Raw genomic sequence first — 14,398 nt, 5'->3', positions numbered from 1 at the left:
ACCCCTCCTGATCTGGGGAACTCAACTTCCCCAGACCCCTCGCACAAGAGAGTATGGGTTAACGGCTACAATCATTGATATGGGTGGTCGGTTAGGTGAGTTACGCTGCTCCGCATTCGCTCCACATCGTAAAAGATAAGGTGTCTAATTTTCTTGTTAGGCTTTCTTGGGACAGAGAATCAAAACTCTGTAAAAAAACTCTTTGAGCATCGATTAGAAAAACATCGATGGAATAACCCTTTTTAGAATTTTGCGCGACCGAGCGTAAAATTCTAAACCGCTCTACCGACCACCTCTCAACCATGTCGCAATCAATCGTAATCCTCCAGTACCGTGGGTTCTAGGGCGGCGGTTTCCGCCCTAGTCAGGGGGTTTGGGGAACTCGAAGGGACCCCAAGCAGCCGGTTTTGACTCTAACCAACACTTTAATCACAGCCTTGAAAATAACGGCTTTAATTTTTCTCTATTCATAACCTTCCAAGTTGTGTATGATCACCTACTTATTGTAATAGAGAAAAATTAATCCTCTAACAAGTTAATAATCTCATCAAACTGATAATTCTCAACCAGGGCATTGAGGCGAGCAACAATGGCACCTCCCCTTTCCTTCAAAGCACTATTGGATGCCACTGAGATCTGACTCAGCAACTGCTTTACCCGTTTCCCCTTAAGATAGCTAGCCGCTTGTTTGAGCTCCTGCACCCACTCAGCAGACATAACATTTAGCGCAGCCGCTAACTCATCCGTGGTTACCGGCGCAGCCGTTGTAGCACTGATCGGATTAGATGACTCACTAACCGAGTCATAAATGAACTCAGTCCCCAAATGCTCACCAATTTTCTCCCAAATACGCTCTTCCTGAAACGGCTTGAGCACAAAGTCATCAAACCCAGCCTGTAGCATTAAATCTTGCTTACCCTCAAACACACTAGCCGTCAAAGCAATAATAATGGGAAGTTTTGACTTTTGACTTTTGACGTTTGACTTTTCTCCTTCTCCTTCTCCTTCCCCTGCCCCCCCTAACCTCTCCACCGCTGCTCGAATCCATTGCGTCGCCTCATACCCATCCATCTCAGGCATTCTCAAATCCATCCAGATCAAATGGGGCTGCCATGCTTGCCAGATGTCTATCGCCTCTTGTCCATTACTTGCCTGACGCACCGAAAATCCCACTGGCGTTAGTAAATCTAACATCACCAGACAATTATCCGGCTCATCATCCACAATCAGTATGCGGTAGTCGGGTTGGCCTGGAGCGACCCCCACCACCTTGGCGTTGAAACGTTGCACCGGAAATTCGTCACTATCAGCAATCTCAACCGGCAGAGAAACACGAAAACAAGTGCCTACACCGACCTGACTGTTAGCACTAATCTCTCCCCCCATCAGGTTGACAAACTTATCTGTAATGGAGAGCCCTAACCCAGTACCCTGCTTAATCTTGTGCCCCGCTGTCGTTTGTTCAAAGGGAATAAATAATTGCTCCAAATCCTCCCTGGGAATGCCGAGACCCGAGTCTTCTATTTCTAAGTAAAGCATCGGTTGACTAGCATTAGGAGTCTCCACCCTGGCTTTTATAACGACTGATCCTTTTTCGGTAAATTTCACCGCATTACCCACCAGGTTAATCAGTATCTGGCGCAACTTCCCTTCATCGGCGTAGATTTGCCGGGGTAAATGAGCGTCAGGTTCGATCCGAAACTGCAGCCCCTTATTTTGGACCTTAAGACAAAACATTCCTTGAATATCTTGCAAAATTGCATGCAGATCAAAATATTTAGCATTGAGCACAATCTGACCTGCTTCGATTTTGGACATTTCCAAAATATTGTTGATCAGCGACAGTAAATGCTCACCACTGCGGTTGATAATGGTCAGACGCTGCTGCTGCTCTGGCTTAAAGGAGGTATCTTTACCTAGAATTTGAGTAAAACCAATAATACTGTTGAGCGGTGTCCGGAGTTCATGGCTCATATTCGCTAAAAACTCTGATTTTGCTCGGTTGGCACTTTCTGCCTTTTCCTTAGCTTGCTGGAGTTCTACTTGAGTTGCCTTTAAGGTTTGTAGGGTTGCTCTCAGTTCTCGGTTGCTTTTTTCTAAGGTCTTCTGACTTTTCGTCAGGGATGTGGTGCGCTCGGCCACTTTTTGTTCTAGTACTTGATTAGCCTGGGCTAAGGCGTTTTCGGCTTGTTTGCGAGCGCTGATATCTCGCACCATGATCAACACTTGGTCTTCCCCAAGCACGATAATGCGCACCTCTTCATCTTGGGGGTGACCATCGACTATGATTTGATGCTCATAGATTTGTAGTTGCCCGGTTTGTAATGCCTGCTGAATATGGTGTTGGCGTTTCTTGGCTAACTCAGGGGGTAATGAGTCTGCCACCGTTTTACCTGGTAAAAATTTTTTGACGCCATATATCCCCTGTAAGCGCTCATGGCCAATATCTATATAGGTACCATCTCCTCTAGCCTGAATGAGTAAGTCTGGAATGGTCTCAACAATGGCTCGGTTGGTGGTTTCACTCTGTTGCAAGGCCTCGAAAGAGGTTTTGAGCTGGCTGGCCATTTCATTAAATGCCCCAGCTAGGGTATCAATATCCGTAATCAGGCTGGGGGTTATTTGCTGCTCTAAGTCGCCTTTGGCTAATTTCTCAGAGGCTTGGGCAATGTCCATCACTGGGGCAGTAATCCAGCGGGCGGTAACAATGCCGGATAGGGTAGCGATCGCAAGGGCAATCGCACACAAAAGCAGCGTATTCCGAGTATTTGTATCGATCTGGGCAGTGAAGTCGGCCTTGGGAATCACCACCACCATGAGCCAATCCAACCCACGACCGTCCCGAATCGGGGTGACTTGGAGAAATTGTGGCTGCCCATCCAACTTGAACGTCAGCCGCTGACTTGTCCTAATCTGATCAAAATTGTCAAATTGCCGCAGTAAATCTTGGGTAGCCGCCTGGATTAAGGGATGACTACTTTGGGCAGCTGCCAGCCGTTCCTCTTTTTTATCCACCTTTAGAAATGGCGGCTCTGTGACTGAACTAGCAACAATATTACCTGAACGCTCAATAATAAAGACCTGACCATTGGCACTGACATCCAACTGGCGTAAAAAATCACTGATATTGGACAGGGTCAAATCTACTGCCAGTACGCCCAAAAGATTATCTGCACCCACTGGCACGGCATGGGTAATGCCCAGGCGAGGCGGATTCGCAAATACGTAAATCGGTGACCAGGTGGACTGTTCAGCCTTTACAGCAGCCTGGTACCAGGGCCGTGTTCTCGGATCAAACCGATCTTGATTGAGCAATGTCTTGCGATTACCCTGCTGATCCAATTGATAAATGTCTCGACTAGGGGCCTGACGCTGATCTTTAATTCGCAGTGTGGTGAGATCATCCGTTTCACGCCAAACGCCCACAAAATCTCCGTCAGGGTTACCAAAATAAATATAGGGTACCGCTTCAGAAATTTGGATCTGTTCCCAAAAGTAGCGGGCCATGGCATCATAGTTGGTCAAATCAAAATAGCCAGCTTGAATCGCTGCCACATTAACTTGTAAAAACTGGTAAGGAGTATCAGCAAAGGTTTTAATATGGGTTTCCACACCTGTCGTTACCTCATCGCTGATCTGATTCACCAGGTCATCTACCGACTTTTGAGCATTCCGGAATGAGAGCCAGCCGGTCAATCCAACTGCTGCCATGATTTGTACAACAAATGAGACTACAAGAGTCTGACGGAGACTTAGCTTAGTGTTTTTAGAATGACGCATGAATTTAAAGGTTCAGTGCGGTATCTAGTCCATGGGATTTTAATTTTAAATGACTAGTTCTTGATGTGACTAGGCGAGTTCAAGGACACTTTGGGGATGTCATTAACTATGGTGGAAACATTGATCAAAGAAAATCCCTAAAAGTTCAGGTTTATTCAGGTTTAAATTCAGGTTTTGCGATCGCTTTATATAGTTTTGACTATCCATAGGATATTAATATCTGAATGCCTCTGAATAAACCCTTGGATAAGTCTGGATGTCTGGATGTTGTCTGCTGATTCCCTGGGAAAGAACCACGTTGAGGCAGTATCCTCTGACATTAATGCCGTTATTGACGTTGAGCATCCCCTATCCATCACGGATACACTCAAATTTCAAGGATAGGTCAGGTCAAGTTGTAAGCATCTTAATGATCTCTGCTGATTGTCTCCGTAAAAAATCCATACAAAGTATCGATTTTTGAAACCCTGCCATGCAGACTAGTATTTAAGACTTTAGTAACCTCCTTTAGTAACCTCAATGGAGCTGGGGAAGCGAAATTCTTAGCCAAAGAGAAAACAAGCGTTATTCATGAGCAACACTGACGGTATTTTAGAATTTGCTGAAACTCTGATTCACAAAAAGACCGATACCTTTTGCAGTGAGTTGCAGCGCCAAATTTTGGTGGCCGCCCTCCAGGGAGAGCGCAAAACCTATGACCAAATTGCTGAAGAATGTGGCTATTCGGCCAAATATGTCAAGCAAGACGTTGCACCGAAACTCTGGCAGCTAATTTCCCAGGCGCTGGACCAAAAGGTTACTAAAGCGAATGTGCGCGGACTGCTTGATCAGGAGATGCGCAATGCGGCACCGCCCGTTGCTGCCCCCGTTGCTGCCCCGATGGCAACGGCACCCATCGGCTCTGTCCCGACTGGCTCGCTAACGATCCAACCCCTGACAGGGTCTAATATTCTACTGGTAGACGATCAGCCCAAAAATTTGCGATTGCTATCAGATTTGCTCGAAGAGCAGGGCTATGAAGTGCAGCAGGCCATTAATGGCACAGTCGCGTTGCAAGCAGTCGCCTTAGAGCCGCCAGATTTGATCCTGCTGGATATTCACATGCCTGATATGGATGGCTATACGGTCTGTCAACAGTTGAAGGCTAATGCGACGACCCAGGATATTCCTGTTATTTTTGTCAGTGCGTTGGATGAAGCTTGGGATAAGGTCAAAGCGTTTTCGGCGGGCGGCAGTGACTATATTTCTAAACCGTTCAAGGTGGTGGAAGTGTTGGCACGGGTGGAAAACCAGCTAAAGGTGCAACAATTGCAGCGCCAGCTAAAGGCCCAAAATGCCCAGCTGCAGCAGGCGATTCAGGAACTACAGCGACTGGCAGCGCTAGATGAATTAACCCAGGTTGCGAGTCGGCGGCGGTTTGATGCTTACCTACTGGATTGTTGGCAACGGGCATTGCAGTCCCAGATATCCTTAACACTTATCCTGACCCAGGTGGATAATTTCAATTTTTATGGAGAGGGGGGAGACTCTGATTCAGGTGATCAATGTCTGTCTCAAGTTGCACAGGTCCTTAAACAAACGGTACAAGGTGCCGATGATTTAGTGGGGCGCTATGGCACTTTAACCTTTGCGATTGTTTTGCCAAACACCACCACAGCTGAGCAGACGGCGCAACGTTTGTTAAAAGCAGTTAGTGCGACTGAGCAAACCCTGAGTATTGGCCTGATCACCGCACAACCGACACCGGATGTGGGCCTAGAAGAGTTTTTGGAAGGCTGCGATCGCAACCTGCAACAGGCCAAAAGTAAGGGTGGCAATAGTCTGAGCATGACATCGTTGTAACCGGTCAATCAGCACCCATAGCTATCTTTTTCACTAAGACCTGAATAATCCTGAACCGATACCTAAACAATTCTGAACTTTTAAGGATTGTTTCTACCCAACATAGTTGTCATAGTGGACTTGTTGAATTCCCCGTACAACAGCAACAAGACCGCCTCCTACAACGACCTTGCCCTATGATGTTTTCCCAAACTGATCTGAAATACTTCGAGTTAGAAATGCTCCATACCATTCTGACCGATGACGCCCCCTACCCCTGGAATCCTGCTGAACCAGCTGCTGCTAACTACTTTGATACCATAGAGACCCTGACAGAATTCTACGATTTACTCAAAGATAACGAATCTCAATGGTTGCACCTATTAAGACAGCTAGAGCCTCTTTGGGAAAAGGCGTAGGAGATATGCTTCAGCCCATAGGGGATGCGCGGGAAAATAATGTACCCGTTGGTCAAGTCCCTAGAGACTAACTCAGCCTGGGCATTTTAGGCGTTTACTGTGGGGCATTTCTCTGAGAGCTGAGAACAGATAGCTAACGATCTCCCTGGCCCATGATTTCAGCAATCTTAGATAAGTATTGACGTTGCAGACCTGTTTCATCAGCTGCCAGATCAGACAGTAGTGATTGAACAAAACTAGAACCCTCTGGATCCCCTAAGGCTGCATTTAGGGCATCATACCAATAGCCAGCTTCTGCGTAGAGGGCGACCTGTTCCAAAGGGGTTTGAGCCAGGGCCAGGGCGTTCTTCAGGTCTGCTGAAGGGGAGACGATGTCAACCTCAGTGATAAAGAACTCTGGATAGGTAGGACTATCTAGATCACAAGATAGATTGATCTCCCAGAGGTAGCGCTGATCAGACTCCAGGATCACTTCTTCTGGGATGGTCAGGCTGCTAATCATCTCTGACGTACTGCCTACATAGACAACTTCATACAAGAGATCTGCTTGATCGATAGTATAGAGAGAGAGCTGAATCCGATAGGGCTGAGTTGTTGGCACAAACCAGGCGAAGGTGGGAGTCGTTGTCGCCGTTTGCCCCACATGATTTGTTAAGGCCGGGGCCAATCCCGTCAATGGTACCCCATGGTCTCCTTGGCAGTTACCACGGGAGCCATTGGACCCGGTAGCTGTTTGAGGGGGATCCCCCGTTGGCGGAATATATTGCTGAGCCTGGACAGGGTTCAACGGTAGCGTTAACAGTACAGTTCCGAGTACGAGTTGATAACAACGTTTGAAGATGAGAGATCGCTTGGATGACCGTCTTCTGGAGATATGCTCGAAGTTTTTAATGTATTTCATAGTCTTTACTAAAAAGTCCTAAAAAGTCCTGCCAACCGTGAGTCTCACTATCCTCTTTACCCATTATCATAATCCGACTCTAATGGAAGATAAGGGAAAGGGCATGGTTTCTTTTAATAGCGAGCAGCTTGATAAACCTGGGATGAGCAATCTTTTTGGCATGACGATTGTCCAATCGGATTTCACGGTTTATTTCCTACCCACTACTTTCTATAGATCGATGGTACATACCGGAGATTAAGATCTCCCAGAGGTGACGGTGGAGAGACCAATTCTAAACCTGAAGATGAGTTCAGGCGATGTAAATTTTGGTTGCAGCTAAGATGGCATCAACAGCCATGGCTGTTGGCGTGACAATTAGTGAGAGCTAACAGATTGCGATAACAGAGTCAATTTGAGTGCGTTGATGACGTTATTCAAGGGCAAAGTCTGGTTCGGCATCAATGGACACCCGGTTCCATTCTGGGTCTGGCATATTGTGGGTGGCTTCCCGCAGGGCCCATTCCCAATATTTACGAATTTTTGCCAGGTAGGGGTCGCTGGACTGGAGCTGGACTCGGTGGCGGATTTCAAAACTGTCGGCTTCGTAGAGCACCATGTTGATGGGGGGACCCACGGAAATATTGGAGCGCATGGTGGAGTCGATGGAGAGCAGGGCGCATTTTGCGATCGCATCCAACGACGACTCATGGGTCAGGGTCCGATCCAAAATCGGCTTCCCATACTTGGTCTCACCAATCTGCAAAAACGGTGTTTCCGGTGTTGCTTTGATGCAGTTCCCCTGACTGTAAATCAGATAGACCTCTGACGCTTCTCCGGGTAGCTGACCCCCGACCAAAAAATTGCACTGAAACTTAATCCCATCTTGGTCCAACCAGGTCCGATCCTCGTCTTGAATCTTGCGAATTTCATGCCCAATGTAGCGGGCCACTTCATATATGGTTGGGATGGTATGCAACGAATCCTTGGCACCATTTTTAATATCCTGCCCCAGCTGGTGCACGACGGCCTGAGTCACTGACAGATTGCCCGACACACAGGCCACGATCACCCGCTCTCCAGGAACCGAGAAGTCAAACAGCTTCTGATAGGACGAAATATAATCCACGCCAGCATTAGTGCGAGAATCAGCGGCTAAGACCAGTCCTTCTTTCACCGATATTCCTAAACAATAGGTCACTAATTCAGACTCCTCTTGTAATTGACCGAAATGTTTGTGAGACACAACTTCAGGAAACCCCAATGAATTTTGTAGTTATTGATACGGTTTTTGGTATCCATGTTCATAGTAGGGGGTATCTGAATTTAATCGTCTTTAGGGCTGCGTAGCCTGGTGGTGAATCAACTGCTGCACCTTGCTAATCGCCGGATTAAACTCAGGCCCTTTCCGTTGGGGCATCGCTTCAAACGCCCGCTGTTCATCTTCCATCATCAAGACATCCTGCTCTACTAAGCCCGCTAATAGCCCACGGGCCGCATTAAATAAACGGTTTTTAACAAAGCGACGGAATCGAACCGGTAGTTTGTGTAATCGGTGGAACGCACCAAGGGAAACAAAGTGTACGAGGTATGCCTTAGTGTGGGTGGCGTTAACTGGGCAAAATAGGCAGTAAATCTTAAAATCACTGCCCAGTACAGATCGCCAGTGGGGATAGACATAGCTGACGTCTAAATTGGTAGGCCTTAGCTTACGCATGGCGGGTATAAACAACTGCCCAACGGAATAAATCTTGTCGATTTTGTAGTAGCTCTCGGCATCGTAGTGGGCATCGACTCGAATAGGACTGCTTTCAATGTCACGCAGGACAGGGTTGGCCCAAGCCTGCAGGTCATCGTGTAGTCGCCCATGGTACATGTCCATCAGGTTCTCAATCAAAAATGAGAAATGGGCCTGGGTGTCAATGGTTGTGTAAGAAGCGATGTAGTTGATGTGGTCCCACTCTGGCAGTCCCAGCAAGGGAATGCTGTCTGCTTGAGCTGCATCCCCCGGAAATAACCAGATAAAGCCATCCTGTTCCCGGACTGGATAGGTGCGCAACCGACAGTTGGGAAGTCTTTGTTTTTCGGTGAGGTAGGGTACATCGACACAGGCCCCGGTCCCATTAAATTGCCAGCCGTGGTAGATACATTCCAATTGATTGCCCTGTACCTGGCCATGGCTGAGACGCACCTGACGATGGGGACAGCGATCTTCAAGGGCATGAACGCTGCCGTGACTGTCTCGATACAGCACTATTTGCTGATGCCACAGCACTATCGCCAAGGGCTGATCAGTTAGCTCACGACTTTGGGCTACCACGTACCAATGATTCGAATTAATGGCGGTACGACGGACAGCCTCAACCGATGGTGCGGGTTTTGGGATGGAGGCTGCTATGGAAATAGGCTGAACCATTGGAGTCTCTGCTGTAGAAGGCACTAGGGTAAAGCGGCAATTAGATTACACCCTAACGCACCCCTACAGGTGTTAAGCAAGCTAAATCATTGCCAGGCATTTAGTAAGAAGGGACCCCGGCTGCTTCACAGTCTTTTTCCTTTATGGCTTCCCACTCTGCCTGCTTAGCCAAATCATTGACCTTTAAATAGGCCGATGCAACCACATCTGCCTGGACACAAATACTAATTTTGCTGTTGTTGCTCTGCTTAACCGATTCATATTTTTGAACAGCTTTAACGATTGTTTGGTCTGTTTTATTATCTGCAAACCAACTCAATTTATTACCCAGGAAAAGTAATATGGCTACACTGAGCAATATCGAAAACGTAGCAACTTTTGCAATACTAACGCTGCCTTCAGGGGTATTAAATAGGTTCTTTAAATTGCTCATTGTAATAGCTACCGCCAATAACAGCTAAATGCCTAGGTTTGGTAACCCTTTATCTTCAGGATTCAAAACAGAGCAATCAACTACTATATGCTTGCCTGGCACACCAATATCAGAAGAGAAATCATAAAATAAAAAAGGCTAAGATAAAGAAGGTGGAGGGTATCTACTTACAATTGCCAATGACGATAGTTGCAGTGTCAGGGGTTAAATCCATATGTAAATCAGCCCTGGCCCTGGGCACGATGGTTCTTATCAGCTGTCAACCGCCTGCGTCCACATCGATTCTAGAACCTATCCAAACGTCTAATGTGGAAGCAGAGGAGCTGGTAACTGCATCTCTTTGGCAAAGCAACTTGAGTCATCTCTCCTGGATGAATGAGTGGGAACCACGAGATGACAAATCTTGGGGATTTGACAACTTTGAACTACTCTCAAATGCCGATAGTCCCTTTGACCATATCCTCAGGGTCCACTATCCTGCCGGGACTGCCAGTCCCTCTGTCTCACGCCAGACAAGCTCTCCCCTGGGTGGTGCTCAGTTCTATGGAGATCTTTTTCTCCCAGCTCAAACCCAGTTACGGCTGAGCTATTATGTTCGCTTTGCCGAAGGATTTGATTTTGTTAAAGGGGGCAAACTGCCGGGCTTATTTGGTGGTAGTGGGGCCAGTGGTGGCAAAATTCCTGATGGGACTGATGGTTTTTCGGCCCGGTTCATGTGGCGAAAAGATGGCCAGGGAGAAGTCTATGCTTACCTACCCACTAGCGAGAGCTATGGTACCTCCATTGGCCGTGGAGCCTGGCAGTTTCAGCCAGGCATCTGGTACAAGCTCGATCAAGAACTTAAGCTCAATACCCCCAATCAGGCGGATGGTGAATTGCGTATTTGGGTGAATGACACTCTAGTACTGGAGCAGGCAGCGCTAGTCTTTCGCACAGCAGAATCATTACAAATCGACGGGATCTTTTTCTCCACCTTTTTTGGCGGGGGCGATCCGTCCTGGGCCACCCCTCAGGATACCTACATTGATTTTGCTAATTTTTCAGTGTCGACGGGGGATTGAATTGGATGTCCCTGTACGACCACCTGCTCAACTTTGATATTTTCAGTTTGGACAAACATCAGCGGATCGCGGAGATTGGTTGCGATCGTAAGATTGCTCACAGAACTATCCACCACTTGGTGCATCCTAATCCCATCCAACCGGGTAATGGCCGCCGTATCCACAGCCTCCAGCGTAAACCCATGCAAGTGAATACCATTCAAAACATCTGAGCGTTTTGGCTTCACCTGTATCACACTATCGCCCTTAGACCGATCAAAGCGAGCGGCCAACACTGTACGCCCAGGGCCTTGACCTTTGAGGGTAAGCTGCCCCCGAGTAATCGTTACAGGTTGAAGTAAATCCAGTTCACCGATCGGGAGACGTAGCTCCACAGGCATTGTATCCAGGCCATCGATCAATGTTTGCAGCGCCTGGCCATCGTCCTCACCATCATTGGGCCAGATGCCATGCTCCATCACATCCACCACCTGAACAGTATTCGACTGGGTGGCCCGATGGCTAAGGTGCAACCCAGTAATATCCCAAGCAGGATTGAGATTTCCCGTCAGCCAGCATAGAAATATGCCAAATACAAATAACTGCACGTACAGCAACCCTCGTGAAGTCCCCAGCTTCATTACCCGCTCCAGACCCCGACCATGGGCCGAAATACTCTGAGAACCACGGTTGGTCCATTTCTGTTGGGCCAGGTTCATTTGGGTCCAAATTTTTACGAGAGACCCGCCCCATTGAGACAACAATAACAATGGAAAATGAATCAGTTTGAGGGTGGAGATGCGGCCCCAAAATGTCAGCATCAGCATTAGCGAACGGCTAGCAATGACCCAGCAGACAACGACAGCTGCTGCGTTCCAAGCCCCCTGTAGCAAGGAAACCAACAAAAATCCAGGCGTAATCAAACAGGTCCAAAAACTAATGCGCTGGTCGCACAGACTCCACCAAGTAAACCAGCCTGTAGTCATAGGGCCTAAGTTAATGGCTCGACCATTATTGCGCAACATGTTGCCATACCAGCGGCGCATATTGTTGTAAGCACGATCAACCACTGAACCCGAAAGCGTCTCAATAGAATTAACAACGGCATCTGGGACATAGAACATGTCGTATTTATGACGCAGCAACCAGTACCACGTGCTCTTATCATCCCCAGATAAAAACTTAAACCGTCCCCATAGCCAATCGTTGAGATAATCCTGTTCCAACTGAGCCACAAAGGATGGCTGCAGCGCCGCTTTAGATCGAAATAACGAAAAGCGTCCGGTCAGACACATCACCTTGTGGGAAAGCGAGTCGGAACACATTTGCATATGCCGCTGCGCAAACCGCAAATGGAACCACTCGGAAAAGAAATAAGATCCTTTCACCACTGGCATTTCATCGGTCGTCAGCGCACCCATTTTGGGCAACAACCGGAAAAATGGGAGACAGCGACGTAGGGTGCCTGGCAACAGTTCTGAGTCCCCATCCATCAGGGCAATCACTGTGTCGGCAGGCAAATCCAGCTGAGACAGGTGGCGCAGGCTATCGGCCATGGCCTTACGCTTACCATCTTTCTGGGTCATCTGGATCAGTCGAATCCACCTCAGATCCGGATCTTCCTGCTTAATAAGCTTACGAATCGCCGCGTTCTCATCGTCGCCACTGCTATTAACCAGCACGGTGGTTGGCTGGGCCAGGGTTTTCGCCTCATTGACAATGGCCTTAAAAACTCGCTCCGTAATCCAGGGTTGTTCTTTGTAGGTAGGCACCAAAAAACACATGTGGGGCAGGTCCTCCACAGGAACTGCATCAGCTCGACGTCGCCAGCGAGGGAAAACGCCATGCAAATAGTAGCGAGCCCTTAACATTCGCAACAAAAACCAGGACCAACGCCAGATCCCCACCGCGCCAAGACTAACTAAGCCAAAAATATTCCAGATGGCAAAGTGTTCAGGACTTTGCAGTAAATAGAGACCGCCCAATCCAACACTGAACAAGACCAAAAAAGTAGCCGTGCTGATATAAGCGCCCATGAAGTGCCGCTGGGTTGAAGATGTAGCCATGATCCTCTTAAAAAGCGAAATATAAATAAGAAAAATAGATGTTACGGATGTATAGACAGCCTCAAAATGGAGACAATTTACTTAGAAATTTCACCAGATTTGCTTGGGTGCCAAAGGTGAGGGTGGCAGGTTCACCCACACCGCAGAATCGATAGGCTTGCTCTTGGGACTGGGTGGGTGGCATGCTGACCCGGACACGGGCCAATGACTGTCCAGCCAAATTAACTGGGACAGCGGGTACCAGGGCCTCAGCCCGAGCTTTAGTAATTTCACCTGCGCTAATCGCGGTGACAAAATCAATCTTGCCAACAATGGTTTCAGCGTTACCATGCTGGATCCGCACAGGTTGGCTAGCATCAATGCGTCTTGCCTGGTCAGCACTGACTAAGGTTTCCACCCAAAGCTCGTTACAATCTAAAAGCGATAACAAAGCAGCAGGACGATTGACCTGCTCTCCCGCATCGTGGTTAGTGGCATAGACCACACCGGCAAAGGGAGCAACTAGAGGAATCAAAGAAGAATCAGGAGAAGTGCTGACGTTAATGGTTGTTTCCTCAGTAGTACTTACCTGAGCTGCAGGAGTTGCCTGGGAAGACCGGGTCTCTAACTCAACCGCTAGGAGATCAACTTGATTGTTCTGACGTTGAATTTCTTCTGTCAGTCGTCGTCTTTGAGCTTGTAAGTCCTTGAGATTTGACTGAATCGGAACCTGTTGGGCCAGCGCATCAGCATGAATCTGAGCAATACTTTGTTCAGATTGAGCCTGTTCGACAGCCGCCTGACTGGAGCGCCAGTTGGCTTCAAGTTCGTCTACTTCCTGTTGAGACACAGCTCCTTTTACCAATAGTGTGTTAAACCGCTCATACTTATTACGGGCAGCCGCCTCTTGTGCAATAGCTGCCGCCACAGCTGCATCAGAGTAATCAACGGTTTCAGAAGCAACCCCAGTTGTTACTGCAAGCAGCAATTCTTCCTGGCGATACAAATCTTGCAACTGTTGATTCAATAATTCCAGTATCTGCTGTGCAGAGGTCAAACGAACTTCCAGGGTCTGGTTAGCTAGCTGCTTCGCATTGTTAGTTGTTCTCTCAACTGGATTGTCACCCTGTGGTTGTTGTGACAAGGGTGTTAGCTGGGCTAATACCTGTCCTGCCTTTACGCGTACACCTGGTCGGGCATAAAATTTTTGAATTTTGCCATCAATCGGAGCCTGAATTCGTACGGCGCGACCATTAACTACCCCCCCATCAACCGTCAAATGGGTCAATCGATAGGACATTGATGCTAGCCCGATACTTGTTGCTAAAACCCCTAGAGAAACATAGGCCACCCCCACCAAGCCCCGCCACCAAAGCGGAAACGGCTTGTGGTCAAGAGGTAGTTTGTACTGAGATGAAGTAGTAGAAAAAACATTGGACTCAGAAGCCCCAGACATAGAGTTAACCATGAACCCCAACAACCCGACTGTCATCAGTGATGTGAATAGATTGAGATGAGTAGTTTTATACGCATGCTCATCAAAAATATTACATATGAAGTTGGT

General features: G+C 47.8%; 10 protein-coding genes. 3 read left to right on the top strand and 7 right to left on the bottom strand.

The annotated features are described in order from the left end of the window. Positions 1-519 precede the first annotated feature (519 nt). Complete coding sequence (locus IXB50_RS01245) at positions 520-3,711, bottom strand: ATP-binding protein (protein ID WP_215607116.1); 3,192 nt, start codon at positions 3,709-3,711, stop codon at positions 520-522. 639 nt (positions 3,712-4,350) lie between these two features. Here IXB50_RS01245 and IXB50_RS01240 point away from each other — a divergent pair. Both IXB50_RS01240 and IXB50_RS01235 read left to right on the top strand, forming a co-directional pair. Then, entirely contained in the window at positions 4,351-5,622 is a 1,272-nt protein-coding gene (locus IXB50_RS01240; RefSeq protein ID WP_215607115.1) for a response regulator, read from the top strand. A gap of 176 nt (positions 5,623-5,798) precedes the next feature. Next, on the top strand, positions 5,799-6,020 hold the full coding sequence (locus IXB50_RS01235; protein ID WP_215607114.1) for a hypothetical protein: 222 nt from the start codon (positions 5,799-5,801) through the stop codon (positions 6,018-6,020). A 133-nt stretch (positions 6,021-6,153) separates the two neighbouring features. Here the strand turns inward: IXB50_RS01235 and IXB50_RS01230 are convergent, their stop codons facing one another. The 4 genes from IXB50_RS01230 to IXB50_RS01215 all read right to left on the bottom strand — a co-directional run bounded on the left by IXB50_RS01230 (position 6,154) and on the right by IXB50_RS01215 (position 9,767). Further along, positions 6,154-6,921, bottom strand: coding sequence for a DUF928 domain-containing protein (locus IXB50_RS01230; RefSeq protein WP_215607113.1), 768 nt, complete (start codon positions 6,919-6,921; stop codon positions 6,154-6,156). 412 nt (positions 6,922-7,333) lie between these two features. Beyond that, positions 7,334-8,101: a proteasome-type protease gene (locus IXB50_RS01225; RefSeq protein WP_215607170.1), complete on the bottom strand. Its 768-nt coding sequence runs from the start codon at positions 8,099-8,101 to the stop codon at positions 7,334-7,336. A gap of 135 nt (positions 8,102-8,236) precedes the next feature. Further along, positions 8,237-9,316, bottom strand: a complete 1,080-nt coding sequence (locus IXB50_RS01220; RefSeq protein WP_215607112.1) for an aromatic ring-hydroxylating dioxygenase subunit alpha — start codon at positions 9,314-9,316, stop codon at positions 8,237-8,239. 100 nt (positions 9,317-9,416) lie between these two features. Continuing rightward, complete coding sequence (locus IXB50_RS01215; protein WP_215607111.1) at positions 9,417-9,767, bottom strand: hypothetical protein; 351 nt, start codon at positions 9,765-9,767, stop codon at positions 9,417-9,419. 161 nt (positions 9,768-9,928) lie between these two features. Between IXB50_RS01215 and IXB50_RS01210 the strand changes: the two genes are divergently transcribed. After that, a complete protein-coding gene (locus tag IXB50_RS01210; protein ID WP_215607110.1) occupies positions 9,929-10,810 on the top strand; it encodes a polysaccharide lyase in 882 nt (293 codons plus the stop codon). Here the strand turns inward: IXB50_RS01210 and IXB50_RS01205 are convergent. Then, entirely contained in the window at positions 10,768-12,855 is a 2,088-nt protein-coding gene (locus IXB50_RS01205; RefSeq protein ID WP_215607109.1) for a glycosyltransferase, read from the bottom strand. The genes IXB50_RS01210 and IXB50_RS01205 overlap by 43 nt on opposite strands. A gap of 61 nt (positions 12,856-12,916) precedes the next feature. Continuing rightward, on the bottom strand, positions 12,917-14,290 hold the full coding sequence (locus IXB50_RS01200; RefSeq protein ID WP_215607108.1) for an HlyD family secretion protein: 1,374 nt from the start codon (positions 14,288-14,290) through the stop codon (positions 12,917-12,919). Positions 14,291-14,398 lie beyond the last annotated feature (108 nt).

This window comes from Leptothoe spongobia TAU-MAC 1115 (genome assembly GCF_018739885.1).
Lineage (GTDB): Bacteria > Cyanobacteriota > Cyanobacteriia > Phormidesmidales > Phormidesmidaceae > Leptothoe > Leptothoe spongobia.
This window is presented reverse-complemented; position numbering and strand designations above follow the sequence as displayed.